The organism is Gordonia sp. 11cp (assembly GCF_057767225.1).
This window is the reverse complement of the sequence record NZ_CM173437.1, coordinates 750,281-767,531: the sequence shown is the minus strand read 5'-3', so window position 1 is coordinate 767,531 and position 17,251 is coordinate 750,281. Positions and strand designations below refer to the sequence as shown.

The window sequence follows — 17,251 nt, the reverse complement described above, 5'->3', positions numbered from 1 at the left end:
GGAAAAACCGCAACCGGATCTGACTCTCGTCCTCAGATCCAGCCGGACCCGCCGCACAGGTCGCCGGCGGCCGCGGGGCCGGTCGACCCTGCCGGATATGGTTGCGGTGCAGGCGGATTCGTCAGTACCGGTGCCGCGACCTCCCAGACATGTGCGAGGCCGTCGGGCCGGGTGAACAGCGACCGGTCACCGCGCAGCACATCGACGATCAGTCGTGCATAAGGCGACAATCCGTCGGCCACCTCGTCGAGCTTCTCGGTCATGTGCGCGACGGACAGGTCGGTCCCCGAACCCGGTTCCTTGATCGTGACGGCGAGATCGATGGCACCGTCGCCGGCCAGGTCGAAGGTCAGCACGGTGCCGTCGGTCGGAGTGTCGGTCAGCGGACCGTCGGCGGGGGCGCGGAAGACCAGGCTGAGGCGTTGCGCGCTGTGGTCGAGCATCTTGCCGGTACGGAGCAGGAACGGGACACCGTGCCAGCGGTCGGTGTCGACCCACAGGCGTACCGCCGCGAACGTCTCGGTGGTGGAGTCGTCGGGGATGCCCTCGGTGTCGCGGTAGCCCTCGTATTGACCGAAGACCACCTCGGCGGGGTCGAGCGGCCGGAAGGCGGCGATGACCGACTCCCGGGCGCCGAGCAGGTCCTCGGCGCCGAGCGAGACCGGAGGTTCCATCGCGACTTCGGCCGCCACCTGGAACAGGTGCGTGACGATCATGTCCAGGAATGCCCCGGTGGCGTCGTAGAACGCGGCGCGGTCGGCGATGTCGAGGGTTTCCGGGACGTCGATCTGGACCTCCTCCACGTGCTCGCGGTTCCACACCCCGGCGAACAGGCCGTTGGCGAAACGCAGCACGTGCAGGTTCTGGGTGCTCTCCTTCCCCAGGAAATGGTCGATCCGGTAGATCTGGTCCTCGTCGAGGGATTCGTGGACCGCCTCGTCGAGGGTCCGGAATCCGTCGGGTGACGTACCGAACGGCTTCTCGTAGACGACGCGCGAGTTCTTCGCGAGACCGTGCGCGGCGATCGCTTCCGTGTAGTCGACGAAGGTGGTCGGCGGGAGGGCGAGATAGTGGACCAGCTGGGCCGTGCCGCCGATGGCGTCTCGGCCGGCGTCGATCACCTCCAGCAGGCGGCCGGGGTCGTCGGCGGTGAACCCGCCGCCGGCAAATCGAATGGTCTCGGCGAACGAGGCCCATTCGTCCGAGGACACCGACGCGTCCGAACCGAATTCCTCGATCGCGTCCTTCACGTGCTGCCGGAACTCGTCGTCAGTGCGGTCGCCCCGGCCGTTGCCGACGAGCTGCCACCCGTCCGGGAGCAGGCCGCGACGGTGGAGTTCGAACAGCGAGGGCAGGACCATCCGCTTGGCGAGGTCGCCGGTCGACCCGAAGAGAACGAAGATCACTGCCGCGTCCGTGGCGGCAGGGGCGTCGGACTGTGTCGCGTTCTCCCGGGCGGAGCTGTCTGCGGTCATGCATTCAATACTGCCGGTCGACGACGCGGCGGCACGGATAGTGTTCTAGATCACAAATCTAGTAGACCTGAGCGGAATGCACTCAACTCTAGTGGCGTTACAGACCTCGTAGGGCTCATACTTGAGCCTGTTGGACTAAAGAGAAAGGTGCACGCGAGTGGACAGCTTCACCCCCACCACCAAGACGCAGCAAGCATTGAGCTCTGCTGTGCAGGCGGCGGCCAGTGCTGGCAACCCCGACGTGCGACCGGCCCACATCCTCGTGGCACTGCTCGATCAGTCCGACGGCATCGCGTCGCCGCTGCTCAAGGCAGTGGGCGTGGACCCGTCGAGCGTTCGTGCGCAGGCCCAGGCTCTGGTCGATCGCATGCCGACGGTATCCGGCGCCAGCTCGACGCCTCAACTATCCCGCGAATCGATCGCGGCCGTCACCGCTGCCCAGCAACTGGCCGGCGAGCTCGACGACGAGTACGTCTCGACCGAGCACGTCGTCGTCGGTCTGGCGACCGGTGACTCCGATGTCGCCAAACTGCTGCACAACCTCGGTGCGACTCCGCAGGCCCTGCGCGAGGCGTTCGTCGCCGTGCGAGGCAGTGCGCGGGTCACCTCTGAGGACCCCGAATCGACCTACCAGGCTCTCGAGAAGTACTCGACCGACCTGACCGCGGCCGCCCGCGAGGGCAAGCTCGACCCGGTCATCGGCCGCGACACCGAGATCCGGCGCGTCGTGCAGGTCCTCAGCCGTCGGACCAAGAACAACCCGGTTCTCATCGGTGAACCCGGTGTCGGCAAGACCGCCATCGTCGAAGGACTCGCCCAGCGCATCGTCGCCGGCGACGTGCCGGAGTCGTTGCGCGGCAAGACAGTCATCTCCCTCGACATGGGTTCGATGGTCGCCGGTGCCAAGTACCGCGGTGAGTTCGAGGAACGCCTCAAGGCCGTGCTCGATGAGATCAAGGGATCGGCCGGCCAGGTCATCACCTTCATCGACGAGCTGCACACGATCGTCGGCGCCGGTGCGACAGGCGATTCCGCGATGGACGCGGGCAACATGATCAAGCCGATGCTCGCCCGTGGTGAGCTGCGGCTGGTCGGTGCCACGACCCTCGAGGAGTACCGCAAGTACATCGAGAAGGATGCCGCACTCGAGCGTCGGTTCCAGCAGGTGTACGTCGGCGAGCCGTCGGTCGAAGATGCCATCGGCATCCTCCGCGGCCTCAAGGACCGGTACGAGGTGCACCATGGTGTGCGCATCACCGACTCCGCATTGGTCGCCGCTGCAACGCTTTCCGATCGCTACATCACGTCGCGGTTCCTGCCCGACAAGGCCATCGACCTCGTCGACGAGGCCGCGTCGCGGTTGCGGATGGAGATCGACTCGCGCCCCGTCGAGATCGACGAGGTCGAGCGGATCGTCCGTCGGCTCGAGGTCGAGGAGGTCGCCTTGCAGAAGGAGACCGACGCGGCGTCGAAGGACCGGCTCGAGAAGCTGCGCGCCGAACTGGCCGACCAGAAGGAGAAGCTCAATGAGCTCTCCGCCCGGTGGCAGTCGGAGAAGACCGCGATCGACGCGGTTCGCGACCTCAAGGAGGAGCTGGAACGGCTTCGCGGCGAGGCCGATCGGGCCGAGCGTGACGGTGATCTCGGGCGCGCAGCCGAACTGCGGTACGGCAAGATCCCCGGCCTGGAGAAGGAACTCGAGGCCGCGATCGAGAAGACCGGCACCGATCCCTCGCAGGACGTGATGCTACAGGAGGAGGTCGGCCCCGACGACGTGGCGCAGGTCGTGTCGGCGTGGACCGGAATCCCGGCCGGACGCATGCTCGAGGGCGAGACCGCCAAGCTGCTGCGTATGGAAGAGGAACTGGGACACCGGGTCATCGGCCAGAAGGACGCGGTGCAGGCGGTGTCCGACGCGGTGCGTCGTGCACGCGCAGGCGTCGCCGACCCGAACAGGCCGCTGGGCTCGTTCATGTTCCTCGGCCCCACCGGCGTCGGCAAGACCGAGCTCGCCAAGGCGCTCGCCGAGTTCCTGTTCGACGACGAGCGGGCCATGGTCCGCATCGATATGAGCGAGTACGGCGAGAAGCACAGCGTGGCAAGGCTCGTCGGCGCTCCGCCCGGCTATGTCGGGTACGAGGCCGGTGGTCAGCTGACCGAGGCGGTGCGGCGTCGTCCGTACACGGTGGTCCTGTTTGACGAGATCGAGAAGGCCCATCCGGACGTCTTCGACGTGCTGCTGCAGGTGCTGGACGAGGGCCGCCTGACCGACGGACAGGGCCGGACGGTGGACTTCCGCAACACCATCCTGATCCTGACCTCCAACCTCGGCGCGGGCGGCGACAAGGACCACGTCATGATGGCCGTGCGCTCGGCGTTCAAGCCCGAGTTCATCAACCGTCTCGACGACGTCGTGATCTTCGACGCCCTGAGCCCGGAGGAGCTGGTGTCGATCGTCGACATCCAGCTCGGCCAGCTCAAGAAGCGGCTCGCGCAGCGCCGCCTCGACCTCGAGGTGTCGACCAAGGCCAAGGAATGGCTGGGCGCACGGGGATTCGACCCGCTGTACGGCGCCCGTCCGCTGCGCCGCCTGGTGCAGCAGGCCATCGGTGACCAGCTCGCGAGGCAACTGCTCGCCGGAGACATCCGCGACGGTGACGTGGTGCCGGTCAACGTCAGTGCCGATGGCGAGTCGTTGGTACTCGGCTGAGTTCAGCTCGACAGAGTTCATCGCAAGACAGGGGACCCATCCTTCGGGATGGGTCCCTTTGTCGTCGGTGGGTGATCGTCGATGTGGGGGCGCGGTTCAGTGGGTGGCCAGGAGCGTCATCAGGTGCGCTTCGACGAGGGAGGGTCGGGGTGGGGGTGGTCCGGGTCGGGGTGGTCGGACGTCGATGACGTGGCTGGTTGTCAACCATGAGCGGCGCGGGTCTTGGTGGTGTGGCTTCTCCGAGCGTGCTTGATCGCCGGGCCGGGTTGGTGGTCCGTGGATCTCGTCGCGCACGGTGTTCAGATGTTCTGCGAATCGCCGGGGTATGTCGGGTCGGCGGTTGATGTGTTCGGGGTTGGGTGGTGCGCCGGGTTCGGCGTTGAGTTTCCAGGCGCAGCGGCCTTCGTCGGGTCCGTCGCGCACGACCCGGGTGGTGTACTGGCCGGGGTTCTTGCCGACCATGCGGTTGTGTCGTGGGCATGCGGGTGCGAGGTCGTCGATGTCGGTGAGACCGCCCTTGGCCCAGTCCTTGTGGGCGTGATGGAGTTCGACGTGGGTGGCGGGTTGATCGCACCCGGGAGCGGAACAGACTTCGCCGTCGGGGCGGGCGAAGGAGACGAGGCGTTGTTCGCGTGTGGCGAGCCGTTTGCCCCTACCGAAGTGCAAAGGCACCGCGGTGTGATCTTTGAAGATCGCCAACCACGGCTGAATGTCGCCGGCCATTGCGATCAGGTCGCGGATGGGCAGCAGGGTTCCGGTGGCGGTCGTGGCGAGCCCGGCTTCGCGGACGAGGTCGCCGAGGTCGGCTTTGATGATCAACTGCACGGGCAGGCCGCGGTGCGAGGTGCCGAGCGTGCCGTCGGCAAAGCCCGCGGCGAGTGCGGCATCGAGAGCGTCGTGATTCGTCTGGGCCAGGGTGCGCCCGTCACGATCGGCTGCGGCTGCCACCGCATCGGGGTCGGCAGCTCCGGCCGGCCCGCGGGGCGAATCCGGGTCGTCGAGGTTGTTGAGTCCGGGTTTGCCCCAGACCGCGAACATCATCGTCATACGGGCGACGAGTTCGGGGGTGAGGGTGCCAGAGATCTTGGCGGTACCGTCGGCGCGCTGCCGGCCGATCCACAGGTTGCGGCGTCGTTTCTGGTCGGTGTCGTCGGCCAGGGTGCCGTCGGGGTCGAGGTGGGCGAGGAGCCGCGCGCCGAGTTGGGTGATGTCGGCGGGGGTGTGGGCTTCGGCGATCTCGGCCATCTGTCGTTCGGCGGCGACCCTCACGTCGTGGTCGACGGCCGTCGGGATGCGGTCGAGGACATCCAGTGCGGCCTGCAGGTGCGCGGTGCCGACCGTGCCTTGAGTGAAAGCCTCAGCCAGGCAGGGGTGTTCGGGTGGCAGGACGTCGCCGCCGAGGCTGGTCCGGTTGGTGGTGGCGTCCATCTGCTTACGGCGACGCATCGGATTCGACACTCGCAGCCGGTGGGTCATGAACTGCATGAGGGTTCGGCAGCCGGTCTTGCGGGGGAGGTCGCGGGCCTCGGCCTGGTCGATCTGCCGGTCACCGGCGACGGTCAGTCGTGCGATGGCGCGTTCGGTATCGACTGCGACGTCGATGAGTTCGGCATCGGTGCACGGCGACAGATCCACCGACTGCAGCTCGTCGAGCACGCGGTGGAGATCGGCGAGCAACGCGACCGCACGAGGCGACGGCACGTCGGTGCCGACGTCTCGTTGGGAATCGAACATGACCGTCACCCCCCGTGTGCGGTTCGAATATCGTTCAAGTGTACCTCAATGTCGACGCATGGCAATCCCAAACACCATGTTGTGCAACGCTATTCGGCGACCTCAACTTGTCGCTGCCGTGTGGTAGAGGGCTCGGGCGGGAGTGTTCTCTCGCGACTCACGGTGATCTGACCGACAGGCGGCCACCGCTCCACCGCTCAGGCGAAGATCGCCTGCAGGGCGCGTACGACGCCGTGGTGGTCCCGTATCGGCCGGCATCGCCCGTGGCCGATGAGCGCGAGGTCCTGGGCGAGTTCGGTGTCGTGTTCACCCGAGGTGTCGAGCAGCACGTCGAGGCGGGGGAGCCGTCCGGCCACGTCCCGGGGATCGGGTCCGGCGTTGTGGACGCAGTCGCTCAACAGGATCACGCGGGCATCGGCGGACGGTACACCGGCAAGCTGTTCGAGGGCGGTCTGAAGTGGGAAGGCCACATTGGTCAGGCCCTGCGCGGGCAGGGCGAGGAGTTCGTCGACGAGACGCTCGGTGGTCACCGGCCGGCCGAGGGGGACGATGAGCGCGGCGTCGGACCAGAAGGCGATAACGGCGAGATCGTCACGCCCGAGTTCACCGGCGAGAGCGCCGGCAGTCGCTGCCGCGGTGCGCACCTGTTCGCCACGGGTCGAGCCGGACACGTCGACCGCTAGCACGATCGAGCGCCGGCGCCGGACCCGCTCGCGCACGCGGATGTCGTCGTCCTCGGGGATCGGGTTGCCGATGAGTGCCTCGAGTGTCGCGTCGAGGTCGAGTTCGTCGGAGCCGCCACGCCACCGCTGGGTGGTGAGGGTTCCGTTGGCGCCGCGACGTGCCTTCTGTGTGTCCACCGGACGCGCGAGACGGAGCCGCCTCGCGAGCTGGACGGCTCGCTCGCGCGCGATCGGGTCCGGTTGTGTCGCGGCGGATTCGTCGTCACGGGCACCTGCGTCGTCGGTGACCGTGCCGATTCCTCGCGTCGAACCCGACGGTGCGTCTCGCGTCCTTCGGCGACGCCCCACCTCGGAGAGGGCTCCGCCACCACCGGAGGATTCGAGCAGCACGGGGTTCTCCGACAGCTGTTTGGGTCTGCGTCGCAGGGGTTTCCGGCGACGGGCCCGTGCGGTGACCGAATCACGCCGGAGCGGTGAGTCGGCCTCGACCTCTCTTCAACCCGGCTCAGCCGCCGCCGGCGCCAGCAGGAAGTGGTTCTGCCAGATCTCGGCGAGCACCTGCTCGGCAGTCGTGAACACGGTGTCGTCGAGGTGGATTCGGCCGGACAGGGCGACCTGCATGGCGTCGAGGAAGGTCGCGGTGTAGTCGGACGGCAGGTCGCGCGGCGGTGCGATATCGTCGTCGGCCGGAATGGTGATGCCGCGCATCTCGCACAGCTGATGCGCGAGCAGCGCGGTGTCGATGGCTCCGCGTACGCTGCTGCCCTGTCGGACGGCGTCGTGCCGGCGGGTATCCCGGGTGACACCCACGGCGTCCGCGACCACCCGCGTCGACGTCAAACCCGTCCTGCGCGAGACGATCTCCCGTTCGGCCGCATCGTCCTGGTAGTCGACGACCAGCCGGCACATCCGGTCGTAGACCGAGGTCGACAGGCGTGTCGTCCCGACGTTGTCGAAGGGGTTCATCGACGCAACGATGCGGAAACTCGGCTGTGCGGTGATGGTACCGACGCGTGGGACGGTGATGGTGCGCTCGGCCATCGCGGTGAGCAAGGTGTCGATGGTGTCCTCGGGTGCCCGATTGAATTCCTCGACGTAGAGGAACCCGCCGGCGCGCATGGCCTCGATCAGTGGGCCGTCGACGAAGTTGTCGGGCGAATAGTCCTCCCGCAGAACACGTGCCGGGTTGTGGTGACCCACGAGGCGACCAGGGGTCAGGTCGGCATTGCCCTCCACCAGTACAAGCGGAATGCCCCAGTCGGCGGTGATCGATCGCAGCAACGTGCTCTTGGACGTGCCCGGCGGGCCTTCCAGGATCAGGTCCCGACCGGCGGCGACCGCGGCCAGGACCAGATCGAGCTCGCGATCGCGGCCGACGACCTCGGCGGCGATCCGGGCCCGGATCGCCGCGAGGCCGTGGGTCTCCAGCGGCCGAAGTGAGGTCATCTGAACACGTCCTCCTTGAGTGCTGTGATGCCGTCGAGAAGTTCCACGCCCAGGGTTCTTCTAAAGTCGTCCGCCGGCGTCGACGACATGGGTGGTCCCGGTGACGTAGCGGCCGTCGTCGGAGACGAGGTAGAGGATCGCATTGGAGATGTCGACCGGCTCGACCATCGCGATCGGCAGCCGGTTCAGCTCGCGGGCGGCCTCTTCGAAGTCGGCACGCGACGGGTTCTCGAGGTCGGGACGGAAGAGCCGATAGGTGGCGTCGTTCAGGATCATCTCGGTCGCCACGGTGGTCGGGTGAATTGTGTTGACACGGATGCTCTGCGGCGCGAGCTCTTTGGCGAGGACCTGCATCATGCCGATGAGCCCGGCCTTGGCCGCGGAGTAGTGGGCGATGTTCTCGTTCGCCCACATCGCGGCGAGCGAACTGGTCAGGACGATCGAGCCGCCGCGCCCGCCCGCGACGATGTGTGGTGCCGCGGCGCGCACGGTCTTCCACACGCCGGTGAGGTTGATGTCGATCATGGTCTGCCACATCGTCTCGTCCATCTCGAGGGTGGGCGCCATGGTGTTGATGCCGGCGTTGGCGAGGACGATGTCGATACGTCCCAGTTGTGCCATCCCGTCGTCGGCGGCCTTCTGCAGGGCCGACAGGTCGCGAACATCGGCTTCGGCGGCGACGATCCGCCGGTCGAGTGCCTCCACTTGACGCACGGTCTCCTCGAGGTCGCCCGGCCGGGCGGTGTCATAGGGGACGGTGTCGACCTGCTGCGAGATGTCGACCGCGATGATGTCGGCCCCCTCCTGTGCCAGCCGAACCGCATGACTGCGTCCCTGACCGCGCGCTGCTCCGGTGATGAAGGCGACTTTGCCCTCCAGCTTGCCCATGGTGATCCCTTCGACATGACGCGCGACCAGTGATGCACGTCTCCCCGATGACGATATGTCACGGCGTGCCATAACGGTGGCGAAACAATCTTTTCGATGTCGGGTGGGTGCGGTCGGGGAGGGGTGACACGATGGCGGGCATGGAAACCGCACGGTCCTCGGAGGCGCGCCCCGACCGGGGTGGCCGTCCAGCGACGACCAGCGCACATGAACTCGCCGCCCGCGCTCAGGAACTGTTCCTCGAGCGGGGCTTCGAGAAGACGAGTGTGGGCGACATCGCCGACGCGGCGGGGGTCAGCCGCCGGACCTTCTTTCGCTACTTTCCGACCAAAGCCGACGTCGTGTGGGTCGAGTCGGCGGCCGAACTCGATCACTTCCGCCAACTCGTCGCCGCGGCGGCCACCGACACCCCTCCCCACTTGATCGTGACCGAGGCGTTCATCGCGGCAGTCGATCACGGCCGGGCCGAAGCGCGATGGGCGCGCCATCGGGCTCAGCTCATCCTCACGGTCCCCGCGGTGCAGGCGCAGGCGAACGTCGTATATCGGCAGTGGCGGACGGTCATCGCCGATCTCGTCCGGACTCACTCGGCCGGCCGTGGCGACGACGCGTACCCGACCGCGGTCGCATACGCGGTCATCGCGGGATCATCTGCCGCACACGAGATGTGGCTCGAGCGTGACGATCTGGAGCTCGGTGACTGTCTCCGACGCATGTTCGAGCTGATGGTGCCGGAGCCTCCGTCCGACCGGTGACCCGGTCGTGCGGATGTCCTCGGTCACCCCGACAGCGCCACGCTGATGTCGCGTGCCGTCGCCTGTCCGAGGTCGACGAGGAACGGAATGCGTTCGGGGCTCATGAGTTCGGTCGTACCGCGGATACCGAGCGCGAAACGTACGTCGCCATCGCCGGACGCCGGGAAGATCGGCAGGCCGATCGTGCGATACCCCGGAGCCAACTCCTCGTCGTTGAAGCCGTATCCCCGTTCCCGGGTCAAGGTGAGTTCTTTCGCCAGCTCGTCGGCGGTTCGGATGGCGCGGTCGGTGCCGTCGTCGTACGGCAGCCGTTCGAGTTCGTCTTGTCCGGTGTGGGAGAAGGCCAGTAGCGCCTTGCCCAGTGCGGACGCGTGCAGTGGCAACAGGACGCCTTGGAGCGCATGACCTTCGGCCTCGCGCCAGCGGCTCGTCCCGAGGAGTACGACCTCGTTGCCGTATCTCATGGCCACCGATGCCGACGCCCCGGTGGTCGCGGCGAGACGTTCCAGGTGCGGCTCGGTGAGGTAGATCCGGTGCTGGCGATAGGCGATCTGGCCGTACTGCGCCAGCGCGCCGCCGAGGCGATAACGGCTGCCCTCCGCGGTCTTCTCGAGAAATCCCGCGTCGACCAGCGCGGTCAGCAGACGGTGAGTCGTGCTGAGCGCGAGGCCCTGCGCGCGCGCCACGTCGGTGACCCCCAGCTCGTCCCCGCCGCGAAAGCAACCGAGAACGGCAAGCGCCCTCGACACGGTCTGCACACCAGCGCCCGCCATCTCCTCCGCCGCCTCCTCGCCTTCGGGGTGAACCCGGATTCGACAGTCCTGTTCCCGGCTGGGTCCGAGTAGGAATCGGCCTGATTCAGGAACTGGCCACTTTCCACTATTCGGAAGATACTCCTCGCCGAGAGGGCCGTCGACTTCAGGATCAGCGCGGTTCGAGACCGTGCAGTCGAACGATCGGGCGAGGAGACGCGTGACCGACGAGAATGAACCGGGTTGGCTTCGACGGCTCTGGACGTGGGTTCGCCCCTACCGCGGCCGGGTGTCCGTGGCGCTCGTGCTGGCGGTGGTCGGGCAGGGGTTGCTGGCCCTGGTCCCGCTGATCCAGCAGATCATCGTCGACGATGTGCTGCTCGACCCGACGCAATCCCTCGCCTTCTGGATCGCCGTCCTGTGCTCGATCGGTGTGCTGAGCTTCGTCTCCCACGCGCTGCGCCGATACATCGGCAGCCGGTGCGCGGTCGACGTGCAGCACGACCTCCGGGTCGCGGTTCATCGTCACCTGCATGCGCTCGACGCGCGGCGGCGGGCCGAACTCGCGGCGGGCGATGTCATCTCACGAGGGACGTCGGATCTGAACCTGATCCAGATGTTCATCTCCCAGGTGCCGCTGTTCGTCGCCAACCTGACGCTGCTCGCGGTCGGTCTGGTCGTGATGTTCTTCCTGTCCCCGCCGCTGTTCGTGGTCGTGGCGGTGAGCGTCCCGGTACTCTTCTGGGTCACCCGCCGACTCCGCCGCGAACTGTATCCCGCCTCGTTCGGCGACCAGGTGCTGCTCGGTCAGGTCGCCGCCGCGGTCGACGAGGAGATCGCCGGGGCCGAACTGATCCGGGCGTTCGGGCAGGAGGACGCGCGTCTGGACCGGTTCCGCGCCCGTGGGACCCGCCTGTTCGCGTCGCGGTTGCGCAGTGCGCGGATCTCGGCCCGCTGGAGCGCGGCGATGGTCGCGATACCGGTTTTCACCCAGCTCGGCGTGCTCGTCGTCGGGGGCTGGCTGGCCATGAACGAGCACGTGTCGGTGGGTGTCTTCCTCGCGTTCGCCTCGTACGTCCTGCAGTTCGCGCCACCGGCGAGGCTGCTCGCGGCGATGGTGACGACGATGCAGCTCGCGCGTTCGGGGGCGCGCCGGGTGTTCGCGCTGCTGGACACCGTGCCGGCGATGGACCCCACGGGTCCGGATCTCCCGTCGCCGCGCGGGACGATCGAGGTGGCCGCCGTCGACCTCGCACTCGGCGGCAGCCCCGTCCTGCGCGATGTGACCACGACGATCACCCCCGGCAGCCGGGTCGCGATCATCGGTCCGTCCGGCGCGGGCAAGACGACACTCGGGTCGCTCATCGCGCGCCAGTTCGACCCCGACCGGGGATCGGTGCGGATCGGCGGCACCGACCTGCGCGCCGTGTCGCCGAGGTCGGTGCGATCGGCGGTGATGATGGTGTTCGACGAGAGCCTGCTGTTCTCCGGCACCCTTCGCGAGAACATCGCGATGGGGTCTCCGGCCGACTACGCCGGAATCGCTGCCGCGGCCCGCGCCGCCGCGGCCGCCGAGTTCATCGAGCAGCTGCCCGCGGGCTACGACACCGTGATCGGGCCGGGCGGGATCTCGTTGTCGGGCGGCCAGCGCCAGCGGATCGCACTGGCCCGCGCCTTCTTCGCCGACCCGGCGGTGCTGATCCTCGACGACACGACATCGGCGCTCGACCCGACGACCGAGCGGGCGGTCCTGGCGAGCCTGGAGGAGCTGATGGTCGGCCGGACCACGATTCTGATCGCCCGGCGGCCCGCTACGACCGAGCTCGCCGACCAGGTCATCGTGCTCGAGGCGGGTCGCGTCACGCACGACGGTCCGCCGTCGGAGGTGCTGGCCGACCCGCGCGTCGCGGCGCTCCTGGTCGGTGGCGACGTTCGGGGAGTTCCCGGGAACGTGGCATCCGACGCTGCGCGTCCGGTGGCGTCGGACAGCTCGATCCCGAGTCCGGAGAGCTGGCCCGAAGTCGACGAGGCAGGTGCCGATCCCGTGGTCCGGGCCCGGTTGGGGCTCGACGCCGACGAGAGCGGCAAACAGGTCCAGCAGGTCGACTCGCAGCTCCGTGAGGCGCTGCTCGCACTCCCGCCGCTGACCGAGGCGCCCGCGCCGGGCGACGACCGTCCGCCACCGCGGTCGACGCGCACCAGGGTTTTCGGTTGGTCCGGGACCCTGCGGCCGTTGTGGCGGCCCGTCGTGCTGTGCGTCGCGCTCGTCCTCGTCGACGCGGCGACGACGCTGGCCATCCCGGCCCTCTTCCGCCACGGCATCGACAACGGTGTCGGTGCGGACGCGGCGACCGTGTTCTGGATGACCTGCGCGACCGTGCTGGTGATCGCGCTGGTGTCCTGGCTGAACTCGTGGGTGCTGGCCCTGCGGGCGGCGAGGGTCTTCGAGCGAGTGCTCTTCGCCCTGCGGCTCAGGCTGTTCAGGCACCTGCAGCGACTGCGCATCGACTATTTCGACGGACGTCAGTCGGGCCGCATCGTCACCCGGCTCACCAGCGACGTGGACGCGGTCGGACAACTGATGACGCAGGGGATGGTCAACGCGATCGTGAACGTGTGCACCTGTGCCGGGATCCTGGTGGTGATGGCCCTGCTCGACATCCGGCTGGCCGCCGCGATGCTCGTCACCATCCCGCTTCTCGCACTGGGGTCGTGGATCTTCGTCCGGGGTTCGAATCGCGCATACCTGCAGGCGCGTTCACGCATCGCGACCGTCACCGCGATGCTCTCCGAGCACCTGGGGCGGGTCCGGATCACCCAGGCGCACAACGCTGAGGAGTGGACGACCGATGCCTTTGCCGGCTCCTCGCGGGGCTACCGCGATGCGCGTCGCCGTTCGATGCTCTACATCTCGGTGTTCTTTCCGTTCCTGAATCTGCTTGCGGTCGTGGCGAAAGCGCTCATCCTGATCGTCGGAGCGCACCTCATGGACGCGGGCACGCTCACCACCGGTGTGCTGGTCGCCGCGCTCCTGTACGTGGATCTGTTCTTCACCCCGCTCCAGCAGTTGTCGATCGTGCTCGACCTGTGGATCCAGGCCCGGGTCGGTACCCAGCGGATGCGGGGGTTCCTCGACACCCCGGTCGACACCCCCGTCGACGAGGACTCCCGGCCGCGGCCGCCGGTGGCCACGAGGTCCGCCGGCGCGCGGACCCTCGGCACCACAGTCGAATTCGACAGCGTCGTGTTCGGCTACTCGTCGGCGACGCGGCCGCGTGGACGTCCCGCCCTCAACGGATTGGACCTTCTCATCCGCGACGGCGAGACCGCCGCCGTCGTCGGCACGACCGGCGCGGGCAAGAGCACCGTGATGAAACTGCTCCTGCGGTTCTACTCACCCGATTCCGGCGTCGTACGGGTCGGCGGCGTCGATCTGCGCGACGTCGACTCACACGACGGCCGCCCGGTGACCGCCTACGTGCCACAGGACCCCTACCTGTTCGGCGGAACGGTGGCGTCCAACATCGCGTTCGGACGTCCCGACGCCGGGCAGACCGAGATCGAGCGGGCGGCCAGGTCGGTCGGTGCACACGAGATCATCGCGGCGCTACCGCTCGGCTACCAGACGCCGGTGGGGCCGGGCCGGGCCACGTTGTCGGCGGGACAGCAGCAACTGATCTGTCTCGCCCGCGCCGAACTCGTCGAGCCGGATCTGCTGATCCTCGACGAGGCGACGTCGGACATCGATCCGGGTACCGAAGCCGCGGTCCTCGCGGCCTTGCAGGCGGTCGCACGCAGGCGCACAACGGTTCTCGTGGCGCATCGGCTCACCACAGCCGCCTGGGCGGATCGGGTCGTCGTGATGCGGGACGGCTGGGCCGTCCAGTCCGGTCGACATGCGGATCTGGTGTCGACACCGGGGCCGTACCGCGACCTGTGGCAGAGCTACGCGCCGACTGATCCAGCCCTGAACGAAGTTGTCAAGCTTTCCAACTGATGGAAACGCAGAGGTGTGCGGGGCGTCCACGTCCACATAACGTCTGCGGTAATCCAGTCCTCGTGTTCGTCCGAACACGGTCTCCACCTGTCGAACAGGAGCCCTTCATGCCCGGATCCCCACGATTTCGTCTCGCCGCCGCCGCGGTCGCAGCGGCAGCGCTGCTCACCGTCGCCACCGGGTGTGCGTCGGGCGACTCGGGCGGCGACGCCGCCACCGGCGGCGGCGGCGAACAGTACGTGCTCAAGGTGACCGACCCGGGCAACGCCGGACCGCTGGCCGTCGGCAAACGCGACGGGACCTTCGACGAGGCGCTGGCGCCGTTGGGCGCGAAGATCGAGTGGGTCAACTCCACACCGGGCTTCTCGTCGAACCTCAAGTTGTTCAACACCGGTCAGCTCGATGTGTCCGGCGGCGCCTACAGCCCCGTGGTGGGCGCGTTGTCGAAGAACGTCGGCGTCAAGATCATCGCCGTGGCCGATCCGGCCGGCAAGGACCAGAACGGCATCCTGGTCACCAAGGACTCCGGAGTCACCGATGTCGCAGGCCTCGTCGGCAAACGGATCGCGGTGAATCCGGCGGGCAAGGGTGAGTACATCACGCTGAAGGCGTTGAAGCAGGCCGGGATTCCGTTCGACAAGGTGGAGCGCGTGCCCCTGCAGCAGGCGGAGGCCGGTTCGGCGTTCTCCACCGGTCAGGTGGACGCCTGGGCGTCCTTCAACCAGCCGTACCAGGAGGCGAAGGCAGCCGGTGGGGTCGAGATCGCCACCGAGGAGAGCGTCGGTTCGGTCGACAACACCATCGTCGCCTTCCGGACCGAGGTGCTCGAAGAGCGGCCCGACGTCGCCGACGTGTACCTGAAGACGTTGCAGCAGCTGACCGATCAGCAGCGCGAGAATCCCGACGACTACGAGAACGTCTTCGAGAAGGCGGGTCCCCGGGCGCTCAGCGGAGACCGGCTCACCCGTGCCCTCGCACTCGGCGCCGACGCCTCGACGCCGCGTTACCCCACGGCGAAGGATGCCGAGGATCTCGAGTCGGTGTCGGCGCTGTTCGTCGAGGCCGGCGTGATCCAGAAGCCGATCACCGCCGAGGACGTGTTCTTCGACCTGCCCGCACAGTTGCAGAAGTACCAGAGCGGACAGAAATGACCTCGGCAACGGTCGCCAAGTCCACCACCGGAGACAATGCGTCGCAGCCGTTCTCACGGATCGGTCTGGAGACACCCCGTACTCGCAGGCAGCGCAACCGGCCCGTGTGGCTCTCGCTGCCGCTGCGGTTCCTGGTGCCCGGGGTCATCGTGGCGGTCTGGTGGATCGGCTCCGCCACCGGCGCGATCTCGCCGGCGGTACTGGCCTCGCCCGGCGCGGTCTTCGACGCGTTCGTCGAGCTCTACCGCACCGGTCAGCTCGTCGACTTCGCGCTGGCATCGCTGGAACGCGCGGCGCTCGGGGTGGGCCTCGGCGTCGGTGTCGGGCTGGTCCTCGGTGTGCTCGCCGGCCTGTACACGCTGGGCGAGGAACTCATCGACTCGACGATGCAGATCAACCGGGCCATCCCCTTTCTCGCGCTGGTGCCGTTGTTCATCGCCTGGTTCGGCATCGACAACACCTTCAAGGTGCTGCTGATCGCCATCGCCACGGTGTCGCCGATGTATGCCTACAGCTACCTCGGGGTCCGCAACGTCGACCGCAAGATGATCGAGGCCGCACAGGGTTTCGGGCTCACGGGGGGCCGTCTGATCCTCGGCGTGATCATTCCGGCGGCGCTGCCGGGAATCCTGATGGCACTGCGGATCTGCCTGTCGATCTCGATCACCGGTCTGATCGCCGCCGAGCAGGTCGGCACCCGTGAGGGCATCGGCTACCTGGTGAGTCTGGCGCAGGAGTACAACCGCACGGACTACATGATCCTGTGTGTCGTGCTGTACGCGATCCTGGGTCTGTTCTTCGACCTGATCGTCCGCATCCTCGAGAAGTACTCGATGCCGTGGCGGGCGGGGGTGACCGTCCGATGAGCCCGGAGGCCCCCTTGCCCCCTCTCCTGGACCGGCAGCCGACGCAGGCCACGGCGCGCGAACGTCGTGCGGGCCAACCGGTCGCGGTCTCGCTGACCGGCGTGACCAAGAGCTTCGGCCCGAAAACGGTTCTGGAGTCGGTGGACCTGACCATCAGGCGCGGCGAGTTCGTGGTGCTGCTGGGCCCGTCGGGCACCGGGAAGACGACCCTGCTCCGGTTGCTTACCGGCCTCGAAGAACCCGACTCCGGTGAGATCCTCGTTCCGGCGGCGCGTACGACCGTGTACCAGGAGCCGCGGCTGGTGCCCTCGAAGCGGGCGCTGGCCAATGTGACCATCGGCCAGCGAGGTGGCAAGGCCACGAAGGACCGCGGCCGGGCCGCGCTGGCGGAGGTCAACCTCGCGGACAAGGCGGAGGCCTGGCCGGCGACCTTGTCGGGCGGTGAGGCGCAACGAGTCGCCCTGGCCCGGGCCCTCGTCCGCGAACCGGAACTGCTGCTGCTCGACGAGCCGTTCGCCGCGCTCGACGCCCTGACCCGGCTCCAGATGCAGGATCTGGTCGGCGATCTCGTGGCCCGGCACCAGCCCGCGGTGCTCCTCGTGACCCACGACGTCGACGAGGCGGTGCGGCTCGCGGACCGGGTGATCATCCTGTCGGACGGCACCTTCGGCGTCGACGAGGACATCGACCTGCCGCGCCCGCGTGACCGCTCCGACCCCGAATCGCTTCGCTACCGAGCCGAGTTCCTCCGCGAACTCGGCGTCGGCCGCATACATCCCGACACCGAGAGCTGA

At 68.0% G+C, this 17,251-nt stretch carries 12 protein-coding genes; 6 read left to right on the top strand and 6 right to left on the bottom strand.

Annotated elements, in window-relative coordinates; all coding sequences use genetic code 11:
* Positions 1-32: 32 nt before the first annotated feature.
* The gene (locus AC3B6C_RS03190; protein WP_488374891.1) at positions 33-1,475 is read right to left on the bottom strand and encodes a glucose-6-phosphate dehydrogenase; all 1,443 of its coding nucleotides are present in this window, start codon (positions 1,473-1,475) and stop codon (positions 33-35) included.
* Positions 1,476-1,632: 157 nt separating this feature from the next.
* Here AC3B6C_RS03190 and clpB point away from each other — a divergent pair, with 157 nt between their 5' ends.
* Complete coding sequence (clpB, locus tag AC3B6C_RS03185) at positions 1,633-4,185, top strand: ATP-dependent chaperone ClpB (protein WP_010844726.1); 2,553 nt, start codon at positions 1,633-1,635, stop codon at positions 4,183-4,185.
* 96 nt (positions 4,186-4,281) lie between these two features.
* On the opposite strand, the gene AC3B6C_RS03180 is transcribed toward clpB, so the two are convergent.
* From AC3B6C_RS03180 to AC3B6C_RS03165, 4 genes are all read right to left on the bottom strand, one after another.
* Positions 4,282-5,919, bottom strand: coding sequence for an HNH endonuclease signature motif containing protein (locus AC3B6C_RS03180; RefSeq protein WP_488374890.1), 1,638 nt, complete (start codon positions 5,917-5,919; stop codon positions 4,282-4,284).
* A gap of 197 nt (positions 5,920-6,116) precedes the next feature.
* Positions 6,117-6,992: a vWA domain-containing protein gene (locus AC3B6C_RS03175; protein WP_010840818.1), complete on the bottom strand. Its 876-nt coding sequence runs from the start codon at positions 6,990-6,992 to the stop codon at positions 6,117-6,119.
* A 105-nt stretch (positions 6,993-7,097) separates the two neighbouring features.
* On the bottom strand, positions 7,098-8,048 hold the full coding sequence (locus tag AC3B6C_RS03170; RefSeq protein WP_055474447.1) for an AAA family ATPase: 951 nt from the start codon (positions 8,046-8,048) through the stop codon (positions 7,098-7,100).
* A gap of 60 nt (positions 8,049-8,108) precedes the next feature.
* Complete coding sequence (locus tag AC3B6C_RS03165) at positions 8,109-8,936, bottom strand: mycofactocin-coupled SDR family oxidoreductase (RefSeq protein ID WP_488374889.1); 828 nt, start codon at positions 8,934-8,936, stop codon at positions 8,109-8,111.
* Positions 8,937-9,067: 131 nt separating this feature from the next.
* On the opposite strand from AC3B6C_RS03165, the gene AC3B6C_RS03160 reads away from it, so the two are divergent.
* Complete coding sequence (locus AC3B6C_RS03160) at positions 9,068-9,691, top strand: acyl-CoA-like ligand-binding transcription factor (protein ID WP_488374888.1); 624 nt, start codon at positions 9,068-9,070, stop codon at positions 9,689-9,691.
* 23 nt (positions 9,692-9,714) lie between these two features.
* Here AC3B6C_RS03160 and AC3B6C_RS03155 read toward each other — a convergent pair whose 3' ends face one another.
* Positions 9,715-10,464, bottom strand: a complete 750-nt coding sequence (locus tag AC3B6C_RS03155; RefSeq protein WP_035716947.1) for an IclR family transcriptional regulator — start codon at positions 10,462-10,464, stop codon at positions 9,715-9,717.
* 199 nt (positions 10,465-10,663) lie between these two features.
* Here AC3B6C_RS03155 and AC3B6C_RS03150 point away from each other — a divergent pair, with 199 nt between their 5' ends.
* The 4 genes from AC3B6C_RS03150 to AC3B6C_RS03135 all read left to right on the top strand — a co-directional run bounded on the left by AC3B6C_RS03150 (position 10,664) and on the right by AC3B6C_RS03135 (position 17,251).
* Entirely contained in the window at positions 10,664-14,440 is a 3,777-nt protein-coding gene (locus AC3B6C_RS03150; protein ID WP_488374887.1) for an ABC transporter ATP-binding protein, read from the top strand.
* A gap of 107 nt (positions 14,441-14,547) precedes the next feature.
* On the top strand, positions 14,548-15,591 hold the full coding sequence (locus AC3B6C_RS03145) for an NrtA/SsuA/CpmA family ABC transporter substrate-binding protein (protein WP_488374886.1): 1,044 nt from the start codon (positions 14,548-14,550) through the stop codon (positions 15,589-15,591).
* Positions 15,588-16,457 carry an ABC transporter permease gene (locus AC3B6C_RS03140; RefSeq protein WP_488374885.1) on the top strand — a complete coding sequence of 290 codons (870 nt, stop codon included), beginning with the start codon at positions 15,588-15,590 and terminating at the stop codon, positions 16,455-16,457. The genes AC3B6C_RS03145 and AC3B6C_RS03140 overlap by 4 nt, the downstream gene beginning before the upstream one ends.
* Positions 16,454-17,251, top strand: coding sequence for an ABC transporter ATP-binding protein (locus tag AC3B6C_RS03135; RefSeq protein WP_035716946.1), 798 nt, complete (start codon positions 16,454-16,456; stop codon positions 17,249-17,251). The genes AC3B6C_RS03140 and AC3B6C_RS03135 overlap by 4 nt, the downstream gene beginning before the upstream one ends.

Bases quoted from the DNA above. Each gene is read 5' to 3' on its own strand.
- AC3B6C_RS03190 (WP_488374891.1), bottom strand. From the start codon at position 1,475: ATGACCGCAGACAGCTCCGCCCGGGAGAACGCGACACAGTCCGACGCC.
- AC3B6C_RS03180 (WP_488374890.1), bottom strand. From the start codon at position 5,919: ATGTTCGATTCCCAACGAGACGTCGGCACCGACGTGCCGTCGCCTCGT.
- AC3B6C_RS03170 (WP_055474447.1), bottom strand. From the start codon at position 8,048: ATGACCTCACTTCGGCCGCTGGAGACCCACGGCCTCGCGGCGATCCGG.
- AC3B6C_RS03165 (WP_488374889.1), bottom strand. From the start codon at position 8,936: ATGGGCAAGCTGGAGGGCAAAGTCGCCTTCATCACCGGAGCAGCGCGC.
- AC3B6C_RS03160 (WP_488374888.1), top strand. From the start codon at position 9,068: ATGGCGGGCATGGAAACCGCACGGTCCTCGGAGGCGCGCCCCGACCGG.
- AC3B6C_RS03155 (WP_035716947.1), bottom strand. From the start codon at position 10,464: ATGGCGGGCGCTGGTGTGCAGACCGTGTCGAGGGCGCTTGCCGTTCTC.
- AC3B6C_RS03145 (WP_488374886.1), top strand. From the start codon at position 14,548: ATGCCCGGATCCCCACGATTTCGTCTCGCCGCCGCCGCGGTCGCAGCG.
- AC3B6C_RS03140 (WP_488374885.1), top strand. From the start codon at position 15,588: ATGACCTCGGCAACGGTCGCCAAGTCCACCACCGGAGACAATGCGTCG.
- AC3B6C_RS03135 (WP_035716946.1), top strand. From the start codon at position 16,454: ATGAGCCCGGAGGCCCCCTTGCCCCCTCTCCTGGACCGGCAGCCGACG.